General features: G+C 54.1%; 15 protein-coding genes and 2 pseudogenes. 13 read left to right on the top strand and 4 right to left on the bottom strand.

The window, feature by feature from the left end; genetic code table 11:
* The first annotated feature begins 82 nt into the window (after positions 1–82).
* The 6 genes from ACZ3GY_RS00430 (at position 83) to ACZ3GY_RS00405 (ending at position 7,656) form a co-directional block, all read left to right on the top strand.
* Positions 83–721: a 3'-5' exonuclease gene (locus ACZ3GY_RS00430; RefSeq protein ID WP_465908551.1), complete on the top strand. Its 639-nt coding sequence runs from the start codon at positions 83–85 to the stop codon at positions 719–721.
* Positions 722–880: 159 nt separating this feature from the next.
* On the top strand, positions 881–2,188 hold the full coding sequence (locus ACZ3GY_RS00425) for a nucleotide-binding domain-containing protein (protein WP_465908550.1): 1,308 nt from the start codon (positions 881–883) through the stop codon (positions 2,186–2,188).
* Positions 2,185–2,796, top strand: a complete 612-nt coding sequence (locus ACZ3GY_RS00420; protein ID WP_465908549.1) for an SLATT domain-containing protein — start codon at positions 2,185–2,187, stop codon at positions 2,794–2,796. The genes ACZ3GY_RS00425 and ACZ3GY_RS00420 overlap by 4 nt, the downstream gene beginning before the upstream one ends.
* A gap of 275 nt (positions 2,797–3,071) precedes the next feature.
* On the top strand, positions 3,072–5,363 hold the full coding sequence (locus ACZ3GY_RS00415; RefSeq protein ID WP_465908547.1) for a hypothetical protein: 2,292 nt from the start codon (positions 3,072–3,074) through the stop codon (positions 5,361–5,363).
* Between the two features lie 160 nt (positions 5,364–5,523).
* Positions 5,524–6,738, top strand: a complete 1,215-nt coding sequence (locus ACZ3GY_RS00410; RefSeq protein ID WP_465908546.1) for an OmpA family protein — start codon at positions 5,524–5,526, stop codon at positions 6,736–6,738.
* A 543-nt stretch (positions 6,739–7,281) separates the two neighbouring features.
* Complete coding sequence (locus ACZ3GY_RS00405; protein WP_465908545.1) at positions 7,282–7,656, top strand: hypothetical protein; 375 nt, start codon at positions 7,282–7,284, stop codon at positions 7,654–7,656.
* A gap of 1,382 nt (positions 7,657–9,038) precedes the next feature.
* Here ACZ3GY_RS00405 and ACZ3GY_RS00400 read toward each other — a convergent pair.
* The 4 genes and pseudogenes from ACZ3GY_RS00400 to ACZ3GY_RS00385 form a co-directional block, all read right to left on the bottom strand.
* Positions 9,039–9,461, bottom strand: a pseudogene (locus tag ACZ3GY_RS00400) (methyl-accepting chemotaxis protein); the annotation flags it as partial.
* A gap of 117 nt (positions 9,462–9,578) precedes the next feature.
* Positions 9,579–10,265, bottom strand: a pseudogene (locus ACZ3GY_RS00395) (PAS domain-containing protein); the annotation flags it as partial.
* A 390-nt stretch (positions 10,266–10,655) separates the two neighbouring features.
* Complete coding sequence (locus ACZ3GY_RS00390) at positions 10,656–12,266, bottom strand: YdgA family protein (protein ID WP_465908543.1); 1,611 nt, start codon at positions 12,264–12,266, stop codon at positions 10,656–10,658.
* A gap of 157 nt (positions 12,267–12,423) precedes the next feature.
* Positions 12,424–13,254 carry a hypothetical protein gene (locus ACZ3GY_RS00385; RefSeq protein ID WP_465908542.1) on the bottom strand — a complete coding sequence of 277 codons (831 nt, stop codon included), beginning with the start codon at positions 13,252–13,254 and terminating at the stop codon, positions 12,424–12,426.
* Between the two features lie 411 nt (positions 13,255–13,665).
* On the opposite strand from ACZ3GY_RS00385, the gene ACZ3GY_RS00380 reads away from it, so the two are divergent.
* From ACZ3GY_RS00380 to ACZ3GY_RS00350, 7 genes are all read left to right on the top strand, one after another.
* Complete coding sequence (locus ACZ3GY_RS00380; RefSeq protein WP_465908541.1) at positions 13,666–15,285, top strand: methyl-accepting chemotaxis protein; 1,620 nt, start codon at positions 13,666–13,668, stop codon at positions 15,283–15,285.
* A 303-nt stretch (positions 15,286–15,588) separates the two neighbouring features.
* Complete coding sequence (locus ACZ3GY_RS00375; protein WP_465908540.1) at positions 15,589–16,062, top strand: thiol-disulfide oxidoreductase DCC family protein; 474 nt, start codon at positions 15,589–15,591, stop codon at positions 16,060–16,062.
* 278 nt (positions 16,063–16,340) lie between these two features.
* Complete coding sequence (locus tag ACZ3GY_RS00370) at positions 16,341–17,006, top strand: SDR family oxidoreductase (protein ID WP_465909205.1); 666 nt, start codon at positions 16,341–16,343, stop codon at positions 17,004–17,006.
* 403 nt (positions 17,007–17,409) lie between these two features.
* Positions 17,410–18,150 (top strand): gluconate 2-dehydrogenase subunit 3 family protein, encoded by a 741-nt coding sequence (locus ACZ3GY_RS00365; protein ID WP_463563438.1) that lies wholly within the window; start codon positions 17,410–17,412, stop codon positions 18,148–18,150.
* Positions 18,151–18,155: 5 nt separating this feature from the next.
* The gene (locus ACZ3GY_RS00360) at positions 18,156–19,919 is read left to right on the top strand and encodes a GMC family oxidoreductase (RefSeq protein WP_463563437.1); all 1,764 of its coding nucleotides are present in this window, start codon (positions 18,156–18,158) and stop codon (positions 19,917–19,919) included.
* Entirely contained in the window at positions 19,916–21,142 is a 1,227-nt protein-coding gene (locus tag ACZ3GY_RS00355; RefSeq protein WP_465908538.1) for a c-type cytochrome, read from the top strand. Before ACZ3GY_RS00360 ends, ACZ3GY_RS00355 begins: the two co-directional genes overlap by 4 nt.
* A gap of 240 nt (positions 21,143–21,382) precedes the next feature.
* The gene (locus ACZ3GY_RS00350; protein WP_463563435.1) at positions 21,383–21,808 is read left to right on the top strand and encodes a GNAT family N-acetyltransferase; all 426 of its coding nucleotides are present in this window, start codon (positions 21,383–21,385) and stop codon (positions 21,806–21,808) included.
* Positions 21,809–21,814: the final 6 nt, after the last annotated feature.

Genomic DNA, 21,814 nt, shown 5'->3' with positions numbered 1-21,814 from the left:
CGAACGGTCAGCGCGGCAAATAAATCTGTCCCCTTTTCCCGGCTCGCTGCCGCAGGAGGACTGATCTCTCTAGGACGGCCACATGAAAATTCCTCCAAACTCCCAAAATCTTCAAGCGTTCAAAGCCTCGATAAACGCCTACGATTTTTTGTTGTGCATTGACCTTGAGGCTACATGCGACGAGCTGATGGAGTCGGAACATCCAAGAGCACTGATTGTCAGCACTGAGGAGATGGAAACCATCGAGATAGGTGTTGTCGTGATCGATTTACGCAAAATGGAGACCGCAGATATATTCCGGCGCTATGTTCGACCAGTCCTCCACCCAACTCTGACTGAGTTCTGCATAAATCTCACCTCAATCAAGCAAACCGATGTGGATGCCGCCCAGCCATTCCCGATGGTAGCAACAGAATTCAACTCATTCCTACAGAAGTACCCCAATGCTCTATGGGGATCCTGGGGAGATTACGACGCCAATCAGCTCGCAACTGACGCATCAAGAACTAGGTGCGTGCCGATGCTTAAAAGCGTGAAGCACTTGAATCTGGAACGGCATTATCGTGAGATATTTGCATGTCCGTCGATGGGGCTAAAGGAAGCAGTCGAAAGGCTTGGACTACGTTGGGTCGGCCAGTACCACCGAGCCGTCGATGACGCCAAAAACTTGGCCGAAATGGCTTTGTTGTTGCTCGCGATACCTGATAAGGCCCGCATCTGACGCTCACCCAGTCTTTGTGCTTAAGTAGCTTCTGTTCAAAGGTGCTCGGTCTGCCCATTGTTGCTTTAGCGACGCCTGCAGGCTAACTCGTAGACCTCGATGATGGCCGTCGGCTACTATGCAGTGCTTCGATTGGATAACTGCCGAGTATGGATGCCGATGTCAACTGCTACTATCTTCAGGGATTTTGTCTCTAATTTACGCATCACTAACCACATAACGATTGAAGATCGGTATTCGGGGATCACGCGCTCCCTCAATCGGTATTTTCGTGAACTGGACTCCAATGCCAACAACCTTCAAGTAGGCTCTTACGGTCGATGGACAGCCATCAAAGGTGTGTCCGACCTTGATATGCTCTACATCATGCCCAACACCGAGTGGGATACCTACAATAAGGAAGGCGGGCAGTCGAAACTGCTTTCGGATACAAAAGCTGCTATCCAAGAAAAATATTCAACTACCGCGATCACTGTTGATCGACTCGTGGTTTGCGTCAAATTCTTGAACTTCAACGTTGAGGTTCAGCCCGTATTCAAACAAGATGATGGCAGTTTCAAATACCCAGACACGTACAACGGTGGATCGTGGAAGGTCACTAAGCCCAAGGATGAAATCAAAGCTACGTCCGAGGTAGATGACGCCCAGAATGGAAACCTACGTCGTCTCTGCAAAATGCTTCGTGCGTGGAAGAATAAGCGTGGCATTGGGATTGGAGGCCTGCTGATTGATACATTAGCGCATAATTTCCTCCAGCAGACAGACGATTATAGCAACAAAAGTTTCAGCTCCTACGACCTAATGGTCAGGGATTTTTTCAGTTACGCGTCAAATCTTCCACAGCAGGACCGCTACGCGGCTCTGGGCAGTCGTCAGCATGTCAAGGTCAAACAAAAATTCCAAAAGCCTGCCAAGCAAGCCTTTGAGCTTTGCGAAAAGGCGATTGCAGCCTCGGGCAAGGAATATGAGGGAGAGCGTTGGCGGAAAATATTTGGGCGGGATTTCCCAACGACACGCGAAGCTCAACGCTCTGCTTTGGAGTCATTGGCCAACTCCAGCTATGCCTTCAGGAACACCGAGGAGTTCATCGAGGATTCTGCTCCTATAGACGTTCGCTACCCCTTGGCGATTGATTGTGAAGTCCAGCAAAAAGGCTTTCGGGAAACGTTGCTGAGTGAGCTTATTTCGTTAGGAATGCCGCTTCAAGCGCGTAAAACACTCAAATTCAAGATTACGCGAAACGATGTTCCAAAGCCGTACACGGTAAAATGGAAGGTGCTCAACATTGGGCAAGAAGCTGAGAAACGCGATTGCATCCGGGGGCAGATATCTTTCGATCGTGGACATGAATCGATTCAGGAGTCCACGAGCTTTAAAGGCGATCACCTAGTTGAGTGCTACGTTTTGAAAGATGATGTAGTCGTGGCCCGCGCGGAAATCACTGTACCTATTAGTGAGAATATATGAGCCAGTTGCCATTACTCAAGAGCATCGCCGAAACTGGTTACAACGTCGGTTTCGGTGGACGCAAGCACTGGGCCACTTACGACATCGTAGATAAGATACCCGGGTTGATTGGATTCATTGGCACTGCAATAGGCATATTTTCTTTAGTTTACGACTCTCTTTCGGCCAAAGATGTATCCGCCGCACTTGCCGTTCTCGGAGTTATTGGCATCTACATTTCGGTTTACGATTCGAAAAAGTCGGATTATGAAAGATCAGCAATTGAAATAACAAGAATCTTCAATGGGTTGCGCGACCTTTATAGAGAAGTTGAAGCACTTGCGCCGAATACGGATTTCTCTCCTCATTGGGCGCGTTTGGCGGAGTTTGAGACTCAATACTACGGTGTCTCTATCAGTAAGCAGATCCTTTTTAGCGATTGGTACGCGCACTACAAATTCTTTTGGCAGTATCAAATCGACTGGGTAGCAAGCCAAAAGAATTTTGTTCTCTGGCGAGATAAAGTACCACTTACGGCTTGGTTGGCCCTAGCCGCCATGGGTATTTCGGTGATCATATGCATCGCTTTGAAGTTTGACGCTGTGAAGAGCTGCTTCGGTGCCGCCTGAGCTCTTCGCTGCTGGTCTGAGCCTCTTAGGTGGCTCGGTGACGTAGCGGGGCAAGCTAAAGTACTGTTAAGACGTACGGCTGCCGGCTACTACAGTTCTAATTATCTGAGGTGGGCCGAATCGATTACTTGGCCACCACCAGAGCCAGAAATCTGTTCTGGTTAGTGGTAAATAGGCACAGACCATAAATTACAAAGACTAATTGTGGTCTGCCTCTATATTCTCTGGGCCAAATGCAAACCGCTGTCATCTCATAATATTTCCAGGGAAGAAATATGAAGAAGAAATTAAATAAACGAAAGTCATCTCCGGAGCGAGGCCCATTCTTTGCCGGCCATCCCCTTAACGGCATTCCCTTCGATCAACGAAAGCAGATCGCGGCTGCCCACGGGGATCAAGCACGCGAGAAGTTCAAAGCAACTCTTCCAAAGCTAATTGAGTTAATTTCTCACATAGATCCTCTTCACACGTTAGCACTCATGTCCATGTATGGACTTATGGTAACCCCCGACCAGCAGGGGAACCATAAAAACTCAAGCTCACCATTAAAAATCCAACAAGGGCATATAGAGTTCCTGCAAGCTATTTTCCTAATGAGCCCGCTAGAACGAGGCGCAGAGTTCCCTGCCCCCGAATCAATTCAAGCTATCTTTGATTTGCTTCCAGAGTTATTCAGGGCACACAACGAAATGCGGATAGGCATGAATGCCGTCTACGAGTCAGAATCCGCCTCGAAAACAGACCCTGCTGTAGTTCAGGTCCAAGAATTTATGCGCGGCCACACCTCAGTCATTCGAAACTGGGGATACTACGGAAATGTTACCCGAATAACTAGAAAACTACTCTCAACAATTGATAATGACTATGAACACCAAGCAGGTATGAAGTTATCAAAGATAGTAGATATTTTCGAGGGACTGCTAAGGCGGCACGAAAGAAAAGTTAACGAACACCTAGAGAAAGTGCACAGAATTTTCTCGCTCAAAACAAAAGCCGAGATGCTTGATAAATTCTTTGCTGTGTTCCCTATAAAAGGCGCCACTGAGGGTATTCGCACGCAGCTTCTAGATCCAAGAATAAGCCGAGAAAATATAAAAGCTGCCCTCCTGCCATGGGCAGATCGTTTTATAGGTCGTGAATTTATTATCACAAACCAAGAAATCGCCGACGAGTATGGCCTAACCCCAGATACAGTCAGCATTATTACTAATAGGATCAGCATAGCATTCACCGACCTACAAGATGAAACTCCAGAAAGCTTTTTTTTGGAAAACCCTACTTGGCTTAGACCACTAATTTATCTAGGAAAAGATCATTACTTTTGCTCATTACCACAAACTCTATTTAGCTTTATTTTGCCTATCGCCGACGAGCTTCTGACTCCATACAACGGACTTCAGAATAAATTCAATAATTCCCGAGCGAATTTCCTCGAAGAGGAAGTAGCACATTTATTTGACTCTGCCTTCCCTCGTAGTTTAAAACACCAAGGCTTCAAATGGACTGAAGGTACGCAGCGATTCGAAAGCGACCTCATTGTCAGATTCGACACCACTATTATTCTCATCGAGGCTAAATCAGGCCGAATTTCATGGCCAGCTCTCCGCGGAGCCCCAAATCGTCTAGTTGAGCACATAAAGAAATTGATTGTGGAGCCATCTGATCAGTCAGGTCGCCTTGCTCAACGTATAGAGACAGAGATTAGCAATATAAAAAATGGAGGAAAACCTTCCTTCGACTTTCCTTTGCCGCTCGATGGAGTAACTTGTGTCGTACGTTTATCAGTGATGCTGCACGACTTTGCCACGATACAAAGCGTGCCTTCGATGCTAGAGAACGCAGGGTTATTACGAAATAAATACCCACTCGCACCATGCATGTCTCTTGCAGATCTAGAGGTTATGCTAGACCTTTTGGAAACCCCGCAACTTCGTCTCCATTACTTGCGTAGAAGAGCTGAGCTATTGATGTCTCTACATACCATTGGAGACGAGATGGACATGCTCGGAATATATCTTGACACAGCATTGAACCTCGGTACGCTCCAGACGGAGAAAAACACATTAATTACATCTGGCTATTCTGCGAAAATAGATCGCTACTACTCTCTTAAAGACGAGTCGATTCTAAGCGAGAAGCCGAAGCCCAATATATCTGACTGGTTCAAACGCTTATGTGAACAGCTTGCAAAAAGAGCTCGCCCAGGGTGGTCTGAAATTTCTTGCGCACTATTATCAGTAGCACCAAAAGATCAGTTCCAACTTGAACGTCACGTAAAAAATGTCGCTGCAAGAGTAAAAGCAAGTAAATCACTAAAAGGGAATAAAGACTCGATATTACTCATACCTCCAAGATGGATCAACCAAGCCCTCGCGGTTCAAGTCAGACATAGAGATGTCCCACTGCCCTACAGCTCTCACTCTCAAAACATTGCAAATCAGGCGTTTGAGTCTGAGCACGTCAAACGGTGCTTTGTCCTGGTGATAGATGCTGCTGACACAAACCTAAGCTACTTGAGCGTAGGAATGTTTACAGAGAAAGATACAAACCATACGATATTCTACTGACCATTAAAACAAAATACAGGGGACAGACCACGATCTACAGAGTTAACATTTAGCCTGCCTCTATTACTAACTAGTTAGCATGATCGAGCCTTACTTCTACGTCAAATCTAAATACTGATACAATTACACAGATCCACTTTCGTCTAGCAAGGAAATTGCGTTGAACTACCTGCTTGATCTGTTTAAGAACTACGCAGCGACAGTACTGAAAATCACCATTACCGTTGGCGTCATCGTAGTATTTGCCTACTGGGCCTTTATCATCAATTTTTTCCCAGCTGGTATAACTCTGAGCGAAAGCTTGCTGTTCATTTTTGCCGCATTGATGTTTGGACTCTTCTACAGCCTATGGTTTTTACTGGCAGTGGCTGCTCTGCATGGATTGTTCCATTGGCGCTCACCCCAGATCAAGTTCGAGAGTGGCTTGTTCCTCATAGGTATAGTCACAACTGGCATGTTGTGCGCTGCCGCGTGGGAGTCTCAGAATATTATGGTGCTGGTGGCACCAATATTGGGTGCATTAATTCTGCTAATGATACCTTGGTACTGGAAGCCACTGCGGTGGGATGCCTCCGTGGCTAAAGCACATAGAAGAAACCGCGACAAGGCTTTAATCACTCTAACCGCAATCATCTTGCCGATGATTTTTGTGCCGGAGATCACCTCGAAACTAATTTCTGGCTCTATGCAGCGCCTCGGGTTCAGACAGATGGATGTATCAATCAGTTTGGATCTTGCCAACCAGAAAATTATCAAGGATATGGCCGACGAGTTTGATCTAGAACTTCACAGTTGCGGCAATAGCACCTCCCCTGAAAAAATGGTGCATCACGTCAATGTGCTCTGGCATGGCCTAGGCGAACGGACATTGATTGAAATGCCGTTTCTCACCGATATCAGTGGTTCTCCCTATCAGGTTGAATTGAACAGGTCAGGAGTATATCTCGTCCGGCGCCCTGGCAGCCAAGACAGCATTCCGTTGTGCTTTTCGCTCGGTAACGATGTGCTGTTCGACACCTATGCTTCTACTCTGACCGCAGAAGGTATTGCGGCGCTTACTGCCTTTGTAAAAAAGATAAAAGCATACGAGGAGGACTCCAAGCGTCTTATCACTGCAATCAGTATTACAGGCCACAGCGACCGGATTCCGGTGACCTCTACTAACGACAGCAACCAGAAGCTGTCACGCCGCCGCGCCGAAAGTGTTGCCGAAAAGTTGAAGACATTGACCCCGGAATTGCATTTAAATGTTAGGGCAGCAGGATCGAAAACTCCCGTTTCGAGTTGCGCAAGAAATCTTTCGAGAACAGAACTGAACGAATGCCTGGCAATGGATCGCCGTGTGGAAATCATTGTTCATACTAAGGCCAAGTAGAAACAGATTACCTCTCCACCGGTTTGCGTAAGCAAGCCACAGCCGCACGATAGAATGTCGCAGCCGGGAGAGATTACCAAGCACCAACGTAGTGGGGCGCCCCATGAGTGTCCGCATCTAGCCGGCTCTGTTGACAGATTCGGTTGCTGAGAAAGTAGCCCATCAGCAACTCAAAAATTACTCAATCTCGGTATTTCCGATGGCCCGTTGGAATACAAGAAATACAAAGATTTGAATCGCCCCGGACAACCTACGAGTTGACGCCAGCCAATAAAGCGAGGTTTAAGTCCGCATACTCATCACTCGCTCACAGAACGATTTCGCACTTAGACAGTAAAAAGCCTCGGGACTGCGAGAGCTACGACAGGCGTCGCTCTCAGAGAGGCAGGTGGCAAGAGAGGTCGGCTAAAATCTCCTACCCTTTCGGGCCCTCAGGCTGGAAGACAGCATTCAAAATAATCTGCTAGTCACCGGCTCGGAAAAGACTTGAAAATGGTAAAGATCGCCCCGATTGTTCGTTCGACCAATTGTGAGAGTTACCTTATGAGCGTTAACAAAGATGAAGCACTTGCCATTGCCGCCGAACTCCAAAGACTTTACGATGAAGCGAACTCACTTATCGAAGATGCAGCATCGGGACGTCATTACGCCGAGGCCTTGAAAGAGCGCCTAGTGAAGCTCAAGGCGACTATCAAAGAAGGAGCAAAACGCGGAAAACTCCCAGGAAACGAGGGTGAGAAAACAGATCTCGAGCAATACTTTTACGAGCCTGCAATGCGAAGCACCTCATCGAACTTTCATCTGAAAACTAATGCAAACCCGAAGGGTTCTGCATGGACTGCCGGCCTGCATGAGGTTGAGTTTGAACTTTCCTACGTCATGAACAACTTGAGCGAGTACCTAAAAGAGAAAACTTAGTAAGCGCTTATCAAGCCAACGTGAGAGAAGATAAATGGATTCGATACCCAGAGAGGCTTTGGAGCATGCTGCGCTATCGTACGTGGCAGCTTTCATGGTACTCACTCAGCGAAGCGAGGTACCGGTGTCAGTAATTGAATTCGCTCGAAAGGGCCTTACCAGCGCGAGCGATGTGCTCCAGAGAAGCGGATATGTACCTCACTTAGCAAGCGGGATTGAGGCGGCACGCAGTGGGGCAGTTGTCGACGTTACGTTCCACGGTGAACCGACAGCTGTTCCCATCAAAATTTCTGGAAAGGAAGCGGCGAGGCGCTCGAGCATAATGTATCCACGATGACCCCAGCGGCTCCCTATCCGCAGGATCCAATCCGACCTTGCAGACGATTAAGGTGGTGGTTGCCTTCGGGCCACGAAACCCCGTATTTATAATTCGTGACGTCGCAGCCTTCTTTCCGCAGCTCGACAGTGAATCAGCAAATAACCTTGAAGGGAATCAATGGAAACGTTTCTTGCCGTTGCTGGTTGTATTGCTGCTATAGCCACCATGTATGGTGTCTACATCGCCCACTTGAGTATGTCTTCAGGCACGCGGCGTAAGCTAAAACGGCACAGACGACTACTCCTGGGATCCTTAGGCCGGATATTGGCCAGCCTCATTATTTTCTTGATAACAATAATGTCGCTTGTAGTGATCGTCATTTACTGGTCTGACCATGAGCCGATCACAGGACATCAAGCCGTGATGATGCATCTACACTTTATCAACCTGATAATCTATGGATCTCTGAGTGCCGGCTTGCTCATCCAGGTATTTTTCCCGAGTTACTGGAAGAAAACTCAGGCTGTAACAGAACCATGAAAGGGTGACAGATTTTTCCTGGCTCACCGTCTGCTTTTGGCAGCATTTTCTATTGATGCAGCCATCACTGCCCAAGCGAGGTAGCCCGGAGCTATACAATCGAATATAGGCTCGCCGAAGAGCTACCACCGAACGCTGTTGCTCGTCCGTTCAAATACAAATAAAGTTACATTTATTGAGAGCAATCCAAATATGCTTAGGCATAGCTGAATAGGTGCGACAATTGCATTCGATCAGCACCGTGACAAGGGATATACGAAGGGATAAACCGTTTCAAATAAATCAATAAAAATTTTATTAATCAAACACATATAAAATAGTTCGACTCTTGGTGCCGCACCATACAACACAAGGCCTCGCAGAAATGCGGGACCTTATCGTTTCTGGCGGTTGCTTATGCAGCGCCCACGAGATGTCATCGAGAGCGAGTGACTCAAGGTTGGGTTCGGATATTGCCAAGCTTTGCGGGTTCGATCAGAAGCGCTCGATGAGACCCCACAGGCTCTCACCGAGCGCTTTTGCGTCAGTTCGAGACCTGGCTGGAGAACTGGCTTACGGCAGCGACGACGCACTCTGCGTCCTTCTGGATATCCTGGATCACGGTGTCGGAGTCGTTGGCCAGGGTCAGTGCTTCATCGGCCAGCTCGCGGCTGCGGTTGATCACGTCGACAGCATTGGACGCGAGCTCCTGGTTCTGTTGCACCACGCCGACGATTTCCTGGGTGGCTTTCGAGGTGCGTGATGCGAGCTGGCGGACTTCATCTGCCACCACGGCGAAACCACGGCCCTGCTCGCCTGCACGCGCAGCTTCGATCGCGGCGTTGAGCGCCAGCAGGTTGGTCTGGTCGGCGATGCCGCTGATGGCTTTGACGATGGCTTCAATCATCTGCCCCTGCTGATCCAGCGCCTGAATACCCTGGGTGGCGTTCTCCATCGAGCTGGCCAAGCGGTGCAGTACTTCCACCGTGTTACGGATCACTTCACGGCCCTTGCTGGCGCTGGTGTCCGTCTGCAGCGATGTGCTGTAGGCCAGGTTGGCGGCCTCGGCAACGGCTTTTTCCAGGTTCACCTGCTCGGTGATCACGGTGGCGAACTTCACCACCTTGTAGAGCTTGCCGTGAATATCGGTGATGGGGTTGTAGGAGGCCTCCAGCCAGACGTCTCGACCGCTGCTGTCGATACGGCGGAAACGGGCGACGACGAATTCACCGCGGCGCAAGCGCTCCCAGAACTGACGATAGCCCTCCGAGGCACTCTCCTCGGCGGTGCAGAACATGCGGTGGTGCTTGCCGACAACCTGCGCCAGGTTGTAGCCCATGCCGCGCAGGAAGGAATCGTTGGCGGTGATGACCGTACCGTCCAGGCTGAATTCGATCACCGCCGTCGAGCGCAGCAGTGCCTTGACCAGGCTCTCGTTCTCCAGCGACGCCTCGATGGTGCGCGTCAGGTTGCTGGAGTGGATGACCACCTGCTTTGTGCCACTCAAGTGATCGCTCATGGGGATGACCACAGAACGCAGCCACACGTGCTGGCCATCCTTGCCCAGCAAGCGCAAGGCGCCGTTGAAATGGCGGCGCTCCTTGATCGCGGAGAGCGCGCGCAACTGGTGCGGGTCACGGGCCAGTTCCGACGGCGACAGCTGGGTCAGGTACTGCCCCTCGACTTCCCCGGCACGATAGCCGAGTTCGTTCTGGAACAGCTCGTTGACACGCTCGATGCGGCCATCCGCGCTGAGCTGGATGATGATCATTTCCTTTTCGAGGTTCTCCCTTACCTCCTCCTGCATCGCTAAGCGAGCTTCCAGCTCACTGTTGATTTGTTTGAGGCGAGAGTTGAACACGACAAGGACTCCAGAGTAGGTATGACTGCATCGGCCCGAGGATGAGAATCTTGAAATGAGACGGGACAGACCACGGTTTCCGGGAGGAGTTAATCGTCAGAGAAGCCACGATCTACGTGTTAATCGCGTTCGCTGCATCCAATCTGTGGTGTGGGCACCGAGAGCCCGTGAAGCGCCTGGAATGCAGCGGCCAGGCCAATGGCTGCAAACCTATTGATTCCGTACGCAACGAGCGATGCCTGGCGCAGCAATAAAAAAGGCCAGTCGCATGACTGGCCTTTTGCGTGTTGCTCCCGCGTCTTACTGCGCCGACGGTTGCTCTTGCGGCTCGCTCTCGTCGTAGTCTTCTTCGCCGAAGCCGCCTTCTGGATAGGCTTCATCCGATTCGTCGTATTGCGACTGATCGTCACCACCCAGAGCACCACCGCCCAGGCCATTGGCTTTGGACATGACGAACATGGCGAACTCCTCGACGGTCATGTCTTGGCCGTTGAAGGTCACCTTGTCGTTGGCGTAGTGCAACGACGCTTGCAGGGTGTCGCCTTCCAGGGTCAGCAGGCCGGTACCGAGGGCCATGCCGCTGCCCATTTCGGTGAACATGGCAGCTTGGTCTTCGATGGCCTTGGCGTCGGTTTGACCTTCGATCATGGCCTGAGCACGAACGCCATCACCGATGATGGCCTTGGCGATGGACAGCTTGGCATCCAGCTTGGCGATCATCTGCTTGGCGATCTCGTCTGGCGCCAGCTCGAACGATTCGGGCTTGTTCAGATCCAGTGCCATGCTCAGCGATGCTTCGCCGTTGGTGGTTTTGAGGCTGAATTTTTCCAGGGCAACTTGTGGCTTGGCGGCCAGCAGTTTTTCGATATCGGCCTTGAGGCGCGTTTCGTCCTCGGGCGACAACGCCAGATCCGGCGCATCCTCACCAAGAGCCTGAGTTTCCTGGATGGGCTTGAGTTTGTCGCGATACAGCTCGAGCAAGGATTGCACGGCAGCAGCATCGAAGTTCTTCAGCGACCAGAGCATGTGCATGCCGGCGAGGTCTTTGCCGTCGTAGCTGACCATGCCGATGTCATAGCCCATGCGCCCGCCCAGCACATTGCCGGTTTCCTGCAGGCTGCCGAACTGGGCGATGTCCTTGACCAGCACCGGGGGTTTGTCGCCGACCTTGATCTGCGCGGTGGCCAGTTTGAGGGCGCTGTCACCGAGGTAGAAATCGCCGCTGCCGCGCTTCTGGTCGCTGTTAAGGGTCAGGCCCCGCAGCTCGACCTGAATAGGAGCGCCCTCACTGTCGGTCGCAGTGACGAGCAGGCTGTCCATGGCGCCGACTGCCTTGAATGCGACCGCATGCTTGCTGGCTTCCCCATCCAGGGTCAGGCCGGAGAACTTGACCGTGGAGGTCGGCGTCGGCGCGAAGTCCAGAGGCGTCAGTACCAGAGTGCCGCTGGTAGATCCGTCATAGCCCAGGCTGCCCTGGCCGGTAAGCGGCGCAGCGCCCTTGGCGGCATCGAACCACTTCTGGGTGTATTCGTTGGCCTCCAGCGCATAGTTGCTGGCGGCCATGACCGGCCACAGATTAAGGCGCTTGAGGCGCGACGCAGGCAGCGGGCCGTGCTCGATGTTGTCGACCAGCAAAATCTCCATGTGCTTGGGGAGGTTTTCCTTGTCCGGCGCATCGAAGGTGAGGCGGTAGCGGGCGGTACTGGTGAACAGGCGGGTTTCCAGCGACAGCAGCTCCAGCTTGGCCGTGGCGCCCGAACCGAGCAGCGCGTCCTGGCTCTGCTGGTTGGCTTCTGCAATGGCGTTCTGCAAAACACCCGGCAATTGAGTACCGGTGTACCAGGCACCGGCTGTGCTGAGCACACCAACTGCTACCACTACGCCTACCGCTATTCCTGCAATTTTTTTCATCGTCTGCTCAATGCATGTCCATGATTTGAATGTTCAGCCTTCCTGGCAACAACCCCTTTTTGACGAGCGCGGCACTGCGAAAGGCGGCGACGATGGTAGCACCATGGGGCTCGCCATACTGTGCGAGCGCTCTTGTTCGGCGCGAATGGCCGGGCGTTTAAACGGTGCTCCTCTCCCCGTTGGTCCACAATTGCTGGCGCCAATTGCTGTCGAAGTTTTTCTGAAGTACGGCGTTCGCTGATCCATCACGGGGAGCGTTTCGGGCAGTAATTTTTGCCAGAAGCTGCGCGCCGATATCGATGCTCTGGGCGTAGTTGTCACGATTGAAGTTAATGCCCAGGCTAAACCGCTCGGTCTCAAAGACAGCGATCTGAGCATCCGCGAGGTTATTGGCCTGCTTTACCAATTCATCTGATTCATTCAGGGCCTGCACCAGGCGATCCGCTTGCTCACTGCTAAGCCCCTCGGCTGTCGTCAGAACGATTTTTCCACCGGCATTAACAGTGAAACCAAAAGACGCAGCCTTTAAATCCGGGTGGTCTTGGGCGATATTCTCCAGGACGCTCGTATAGGTCTGTTCAATCTGCTCAGACGCAGAGCGCAGGTTCAGGTTCGCCGCTTCCAAGGCTTTCGCATGCCTTTCAAAGGCACTCCAGCGTGAAGCCATGGTGTCGCCGGTCAGGCCTGCCATCAACGCGTTGTGCTCTTCTTCACTCAGCGCATTTGGATCGTGAATAGCCGCCCTTGCAGCGATGACTGGATCATTGGGGCGAGTGCTGCCAGTTCTTACCGACTCGGCATACGCCTGATACTTGTCCAAAGCCTCTGTGCTGATCTGGACCGTATTGTTTGTTACCAGCGAGCCTCTGAGCGAAGCGTTATCAACCCCTTCGTTGATATTCGCAGGTTGGCTCGTAGCGACCCGCCCAGCGTGGTTTGCGTGTAGATCCGTTACGGTGTACGAGCCGACCACAGGTATGGCGCTCATATCATGTGTCTCCTATTCATACCCACCCCTGCCACTCAAGCGGCACAGTAGCCGCTGTTAGCGCAGGCAAGGGCTTCACAGCGTAAGCGTTACCGCCGACATGATTTTTTGAATGCAAAGGCGCTTTTGAGGTTTCCGATCCCCGTTTAACGGCGTCGCTAGCCAATTCTTTAACGGAACGAGGATCGCTGTTGTGCTCGGCTTCCGGCACCGGGGTCAAGCGGCACATGTAGCGGCCAACTAATCGCGGCCATCGACGCTGAGCGTGAGGCGTTGCAATCCGCGCCAGCCCTGACCGTGTCGCGGCACACACCTAAACGCACAGCCTTTCGACGACATGCTTAAAGTTTCCACCTTTGGGTCGATAGCCTGTTGAACATATCAACCATCGCTGGAAAACAGGAATCTCGTATGCGCCTTAGAAACCTCAATGTAGCTCCACGAGCATCCCTGTTTTTCGCTTTAATAATCGCGTTGGTTTTTGTGCTCGGCATATTTGCAATCGTGCAAATGGGCAAGCTGAGGGACGCCGAAAAAGACGTCGAGCTCAACTGGATGGCTAGCATCCGACAAACGGCGTTGATGAACAATGCGGCCCTTCGCCTGAGGCTCGAAACACAGCGGGGCCTTGCAGACCCCCAGTCCATTCAAAAGAATATTGAAAGCTTCGCCGGCTACCGCAAGGCGTTCACCGATGCGGTGACGAATTATGAGCCCCTCATCGCAAGCGACAAAGAACGCTCGTTTTATACGCCGGTGAAAAACAGTGCCGATGCCTATTCCAAACAACTGGATCTTCTCGAACCGTTGATGAGGCAGGGTGACATAGCGGCAGCGGTCAATCTGGTGAGTACCAGCATCCGCCCCCTGACCAATAATATGGAGCAGCAGGTCAAGGACTTGACCCGTTTCAACGATGAAGGTGCAGCGCAGGCTGGGCAAACCGCGACCGATCTCTATAGCAATGGCCTTTGGCTTGTTGTCGGCCTTATAACGGGCGTGGTCATCTTGACGTCTGGGTTGGCATTATTGCTGACGAAAAGTATTACCTCTCCGATTAACGATGCGTTGTCCGTCGCGGAGCGTATCGCGGCCAGCGACCTCTCCAAGGAGGTCTTGGTCAGCGGCACCGATGAAGCCGGGCGACTGTTGAAAGCGCTCGCGCAGATGCAGAAAAATCTGCGCACCACGATTATGCAGATCTCCGATTCGTCCACCCAACTGGCCTCTGCGTCAGAAGAGATGACAGCGGTCACTGAGGAGTCGAGTCGGGGTCTTGTCGCCCAGAATGACGAGGTCAATCAAGCGGCCACAGCGGTCACAGAAATGAGCGCGGCCGTTGATGAAGTCGCTCGTAACGCGGAATCTGCTTCCGAAGAGTCAAAACGTACCCAGGGCTATACCGAAGTAGGTTTGGCGCGAGTGGCTCAGACATTGAAGTCCATTCAAAAGCTGAACGGTAACGTTGAAAACACGAGCGAACAGATTCAAGGGTTGTCAGATCGTGCCCAGAGCATCACCAAAGTTGTCGAGGTGATTCGGGCGATTGCAGAACAGACCAATCTGTTGGCACTGAACGCCGCTATCGAAGCCGCACGAGCTGGCGAGCAAGGTCGCGGGTTTGCGGTGGTTGCTGACGAAGTAAGGGCTTTGGCGCATCGCACTCAGGTGTCGACCCAGGAAATCGAGCAGATGATCGCGGCCATTCAGAACGACTCTGACCTGGCCGTGAAGGCGATGAACACGAGCAGAGACCTGGCGACCGAATCGCTTGGCGTCGCCCAGGAGGCCAGTACCTCGCTGGATCAAATATCAACGGCTATTATTCAGATCAATGAACGTAACCTCCTGATCGCCACGGCCTCTGAAGAGCAGTCGCATGTAGCACGTGAGGTTGACCGCAACCTGGTCAGCATTCGCGAGCTGGCAACACAGAGTGCTGCGGGCGCCAGCCAAACGGCCAGTGCGTGTGGCGAAATGTCAAAACTGGCGGTTAACCTGAACCAGTTGGTTAACCGTTTCGTGGTGTGAAAAAGGGGCCGACTACTGAAAATCTGGGTACTCAAAAATGCTCTAGCTGTCGCATCACGAGGGTATCCAGAAAAATGTAATGGCCCCGAGCGCAATTTATGCCTGAGGCATACCACGCCTCGATAGATGACTTGAGCAAACGCATGCTGATGTACGCATGCCTTTCTGGTGGATGTGCTGATGCAGCGCTTCCCCATAGGTCCGATGAGGACGAGGGTTAGGGCTGCATCACTATATGGCTTACTGACCTGCGCAAGGTGTGTTCCCTGCAGCCTTACCAACATTCATACAAGGCAGGGCGTCATGCACAAGAAAGAGCCGTGGCCACTGACGCTGTACTTTGACGGTGAATGTCCGCTCTGCGCTCGGGAGATCAACCTGCTGCGTCGGCACGCCGTAGAAGATCGACTGTTGTTTGTCGACATCCGCAGGGAGGGGGTGACGGCCGAAACACTGGGCTTCTCGTTAGAGGCTATGCAGAACTTACTGCATGCCCGCTTCGCCGATGGCCGTTGGGTCACCGGGCTGGATGCTACCTTGTGGAGCTGGCGAGCCGCCGGTTTGGGCATTTGGGCAACGCCTCTGACATGGCGCCCACTGCGGCCGATCTTCACGATGGGCTATCGCCTGTTCTGCCGCTTGCGCCCCCATTTGGCATGGCTGCCTCACCCTGATGGCAGCCGTCGCTGTCACGACAATCACTGCACAATGCCGACGCCTGAAACCGCACCAGCCGAGCCGCCCGCGTTGAGACAAGGCAGACCGGGTAAAAAGTGAGCCCTGACCACTGGATCTGTCTGATCAACCAAGTGCCACTGCATTTACCTGGGCCGTCTGCAGGAGAGGCGATATGAGCAATCCCTTCAAGATGAGCTCGCTTGATGATGGCTACCGTGCCCTAGCAGGCCGTTGAAAAACGTTGGCGAGGCAGCCAGCGCAAGGCAAAAACAGGCGAAAAAGCGGAGTTTACGTGTTGTAAATGAGCATTTTGATTGGACTCGCACACGAGCCTGTTTTTAACGCCGCGATGGCCACGCAGGTAGTTTTTCAACAGCCTGCTAGTGATAGGTGCCAGCGGCTCACTGGGCTCGGCCTTTTGCGAGTTGCTCAGGGAGGATCCGCGCTGTTCGGGTGTTCGTGAGCTGGGCCGCCAAAGTGATCCGCAACTGGATCTGGAAAAGCCAGCAACCATCGCCCAGGCTGCAAGCGAATTAGCCGCCGAGGCACCTTATGGGTTGATCCTGCATGCTGCTGGCCTGCTCCATCGAGACAAGATCAAGCCTGAAAAAAGTTACGCGGCGATTGAAGAGGATGCCCTCCAGGCTGTATTTCAAGTCAATACGCTGGGGCCGGCTGTTGTATTGCGCCACTTTCTACCATTGCTTACCCCCAACGGAGCGATGGCGATGCTATCGGCCAAGGTGGGCAGTATTGGCGACAACCGCCTGGGTGGCTGGTATGCCTATCGCGCCTCCAAGGCAGCGCTGAATATGCTGATCAAAACGGCGGCGCTCGAACTGGCCAGAACCCGTCCTCAGACTCGTTTGCTCAGCCTGCATCCAGGCACCGTTATTTCCGGTTTGTCACAACCTTTCCGGGGCGCCTCCAAGGCAAGGCCGGCAAGCGTGGCGGCGCATGAGCTGCTTTCATTGATTGACCGCCTGACGCCTGCTGACAGCGGCAATTTCTTTGCCTACAACGCAGAGCGCCTCCCTTGGTAAGTGCTCCCGTGCGATCTCGACTCTGGCCTTGAGCTGATCACCTCCCTGCATAACAGAGATACAAAAGAGTGGCTGCGCATCCGTTCATTTCCCCTGCCCTCCTTGAGAAAACGCCGTCGAAAATCTCTTGAACGCCTTTAGAAGCCTGATTGTCAGAGTTTTTGAAAGGAGTTCCGTCAAAAAGCAACTAGCCTATTACAAGATATTGCTGCAGGGCGCCGCACCAAATGCGTGGTGCCCCTGATGGGGCCGTCGATGTGCCGAATTAATTAAACCTATTCCATCGGCCATACATATCGACGCCCATCCTGGATGTCCGTGCATCCGCATTCCGCCTTCGGGTGGATCCGTTCTAAAAGCCTGATCCCGTGCACCCGATTGCGCGGGTTCTCGAGGAGTCGACATGTCCAAAGAACCCCCTCAAGGATTGAGCCGGCGTAAGTTGCTGGCGGCATCGGCAGCTACGCTCGCCGCTGGCGTCGCCGTCAGTGCGCGGGCCGCTACCGTTAATGGCGTGCCGCAGTGGTTACCCTTCGACCACAATGGCCCGCTGCACTACGACGCCAAAGGTTGGCAGTTCTTCACCGCCGAGCAGGCCCGCGAGGTCGAGGCGATCGTCGAGCGGCTGATCCCCGCAGACGATCTCTCGGTGAGTGGCAAAGATGCCGGCTGCGCCGTGTTCATCGACCGCCAACTGGTCAGCCACTACGGCACTTACGAGCGCCTCTACCAGCAAGGCCCGTTTGCCCCTGGGGTCGAGCCAGAATCACCACTGGTTCCACGCGAACGTTACCGGATTGGCCTGGAGCAACTGGGCAAACACTGCCAGACGGCGTTCGGCAAACGTTTCAGCGAACTGGATGAAGCCCAGCGTGACGAGGTGCTCAAGGGCCTGGAAAGCGGTGACATCGAGTTTTCCGGAATCGAGTCCAAGGCGTTCTTCGCGCAAATTCTGCAAAACACCATGGAGGGGTTCTTCGCCGACCCGATCTACGGTGGCAACCGCGACATGGTCAGTTGGAAGATGCTCGGCTTCCCCGGTGCGCGCTACGACTACCGCCCCTACATCGACCGGCATAACGAGAAGCTGGATCTGGTACCGCTGTCGATCATCGGCAGCTCCTCGTGGAATCGCAAAGGATGAGCGGCATGGTCAAGAAACTCCCCACAACCGACGTCGTGGTGGTTGGGCTCGGCTGGGCCGGCTCGATCATCGCCAAGGAACTCGCCGATGAGGGCCTGCAAGTGGTCGGCTTCGAGCGTGGCGCGTGGCGTGATACCGCCACCGATTTCAACATCGCCTCGGCAGCCGATGAGCTGCGCTACCTGTCACGCCAGGAGCTGATGCTGCGCACCCGGCAGAACACCTGCACGATGCGCAACAAGCCCAGTGAAACCGCACTGCCCATGCGCACCTGGGGCTCCTTTCACCCGGGCAACGGTACGGGCGGCGCGGGCAACCACTGGGCAGGCATCACCTTCCGCTTCCAGCCCGAAGAGTTTCACCTCAAGAGCCACCTGACCGAGCGTTACGGCAAGCAAGCCATCGAAGGCCTGACCCTGCAAGACTGGGGCACCACCTGGGAAGAAATGGAGCCGCATTACGACGCCTTCGATCGCGTAGCGGGCATCTCCGGCAAGGCCGGCAATATCGGCGGCACGATCATCGAAGGCGGCAACCCGTTCGAGGGTGCACGCTCGAACGAGTATCCCAACCCACCGACCAAGCAGACCTACGCGCCGACGCTGTTCGCCGAAGCGGCGCGCAACATGGGCTACAAGCCCTTCCCGGTGCCTTCTGCTCTGGCCTCCCAGGCGTACACCAACCAGTACGGCGTGACGATGGGGCCGTGCACCTTCTGCGGCTTCTGCACCAACTACGGCTGCGCCAATTATTCCAAGGCCAGCGCCATCGTCAACGTGCTCCCCGCGCTGATTCGCATGCCCAACTTCACCGCCCAGACCAACTGCGAAGTGCTGGAAGTGACCAAGGACAGCACCGGCAAGCGCGCCACCGGGATCATCTATGTCGACGCCAACGGCGAGAAGTGGGAGCAGCCGGCAGACATTGTCGTGGTGGCTGCCTTTACCTTCGAGAACGTGCGCCTGATGCTGCTCTCGGGCATCGGCCAACCTTACGATCCGCTGAGCAACACCGGCACCACTGGGCGCAACTACGCCTACCAGACGGCCAACGGCGTGCAGCTGTTTTTCGATGACAAGAACTTCAATCCCTTCATCGGTGGCGGCGCCATCGGCATGGGTATCGACGAGTTCAACAATGACAACTTCGACCACTCCGGCCTGGGCTTCGTCGGCGGCGGCAGTACGCGAGTAACCCCGATTGGTGCAGCGCCCATCGGCTCGCGGCCGGTACCACCGGGCACGCCAAAATGGGGCGCGGAGTGGAAGAAGGCCACCGCACAGTACTATGCAGCGAGCATGTCCATCGGCTGCGAGGCGAGCAATTACAGCACGCGCAGCAATTATCTCTCGTTAGATCCGACCTACACCGACCCGCATGGCCGACCGCTGCTGCGCATCACCTTCGACTTCACCGCTAACGACCTGCGCATGGCGCAGTACGTGACCGACAAGACCGCCGAGATCGCCCGCGCCATGAACCCGAAGATGATGTTCGCCAACCCGCGCAAGGGGCCATGGTCGAACACTTCATACCAGTCCAGCCACGTGGTCGGCGGCTTTGTCATGGGCGCGGATCCGTCTACCAGCTCGGTGAACAAGCACCTGCAAGTCTGGGACGTGCCCAACCTGTTCGTGGTCGGCGCCTCGGCCTTCCCACAGAACCCCGGCTACAACCCCACCGGCACGGTCGGCGCGCTGGCGTTCAAGGCGGCGCATGCGATTCGCACCCACTACCTCAAGCGCCCAGGGGAGATGATCAGCGTATGAAAAATCTCCTCAACCTCGTTGTCGGGCTACTGGCCGCGACGAGCATCAGTGCCTATGCAGCCACCGGCTCGGACTCCTACGAAACGGTGCAGAAGGGTAAGTACATCGCCACCCTCGGCGATTGCACCGCCTGCCATACACTGCCCGGTAAGCCGTTGTTTTCTGGCGGTGTAGCCATCGACACGCCATTCGGCAAACTGCTTGGCGCCAACATCACCCCCGACCCCGCGACCGGTATTGGCCGCTGGAGCTTCGAAGATTTCCAGAACACCATGGCCCGCGGGCACGGGCGCGATGGCAAGCAGCTCTACCCAGCCATGCCCTACGCCGCCTACACCAAGGTCACGCGTGAAGACAACATGGCGCTCTGGGCCTACCTGCGCACCATCGAGCCGGTACAAAACGAGGTGGAAACCAACCAGCTGCCGTTTCCCTTCAACGTCCGCATGAGCATGAAGGTCTGGAACTGGCTCAACTTCACCGAAGGCGAATTCCAGGCCGACGCGGAAAAAAGCGCAGAGTGGAACCGGGGTGCCTACCTGGTACAAGGGCTGGGACACTGCGGCAGTTGCCACACACCCAAGAACCTCATCGGTGGCGACAAGAACGCCGAAGCCCTCAAGGGTGGCGAGTTGCAGGGCTGGATGGCGCCGAACATCACCGGCGTTGCCCATGTCGGCCTGGGTGACTGGAGCGAGGACGACATCGTGCAGTACCTCAAAACCGGCGCCAACCGCTACGACATCGCCTCCGGCCCCATGGCCGAAGCGGTGGAGAAATCCACCCAGCACTGGCGTGATGAAGACCTGATGGCCGTGGCCGTTTACCTCAAGGATCTCGACCACAAGCATGACAAGCCTGAACCGCTGGCAGCCACCGATCCCGTCATGAAAGCCGGGCGCAACATCTATGCAGACCGCTGCTCGGGCTGCCATACGCCAAACGGCGAAGGCATTCCCAAGCTGTTCCCGAAATTGGCCAACGCACCGCTGGTCAACAGCCACGACGCCGTGTCGATGATTCGCGTGGTGCTCGCCGGCAACCGCGCCGGCACGACCGACGCCGCACCCACCGGGCCGGCCATGCCCGCCTTCGCCTGGAACCTGACGGACGAGAACATCGCCGACGTGCTCACCTACGTGCGCAACAGCTGGGGCAACGCCGCCGAAGCGGTCAGCGCCAGTGAGGTGCGTAAGCAACGCGAGCAATTGCAGGCGCAATGATTATCGTCGTGCTCACAGCATCGCGGTAATCAGGGGGCCGCCCTCGCTCAGAGGGATCGGCCTCCGCCCCTGGTCTGCATCCAGCCGCCGGCTGGGTGGAACACGAGAGGCGCAATCCTTCATTGAGTGCACATTCGAGGTACTCGATCTCCTTGAGCATGCTGTCGTGGCTGATGCTGGCGCAGGTATGAATTGATACTTTATGGTGCCCATCCACCTGAATGTGCAAAGGAATAACGAATGCGCGCGCATATCGAAATAAAGGTTAACCCGGGAGAAGATGAGCGCTCGGCTATCCTCAGCCCCTTGCGGGCTCATAACCTTTCTCGAGCGGGCGATCCAAAACCAGAGACAATCGCCTTGCTGGTTCGAGACGAGCACAGCAATGAGATAATTGGCGGGCTATATGGGGATATATTTTATCGTTGGTTGTTCATCGAGCTACTGGCAATACCCGAGCAAACCAAGGGACAAGGCATCGGCTCACGCCTGATGAATATGGCCGAAGACCTTGCGCACGAAAGAGGCTGCGTAGGAATCTGGCTCGACACGTTTGATTTCCAAGCACCGGCCTTCTACGAAAAACATGGCTTCACCCAGTTCGGCCAGCTTGATGATTTCCCCCCAGAGCATCAGCGCTTCTTTTATCAGAAACGCTTACTCTGACACTGA

This window comes from Pseudomonas sp. PME37.24/006, from assembly GCF_055556635.1.
This window is presented reverse-complemented; position numbering and strand designations above follow the sequence as displayed.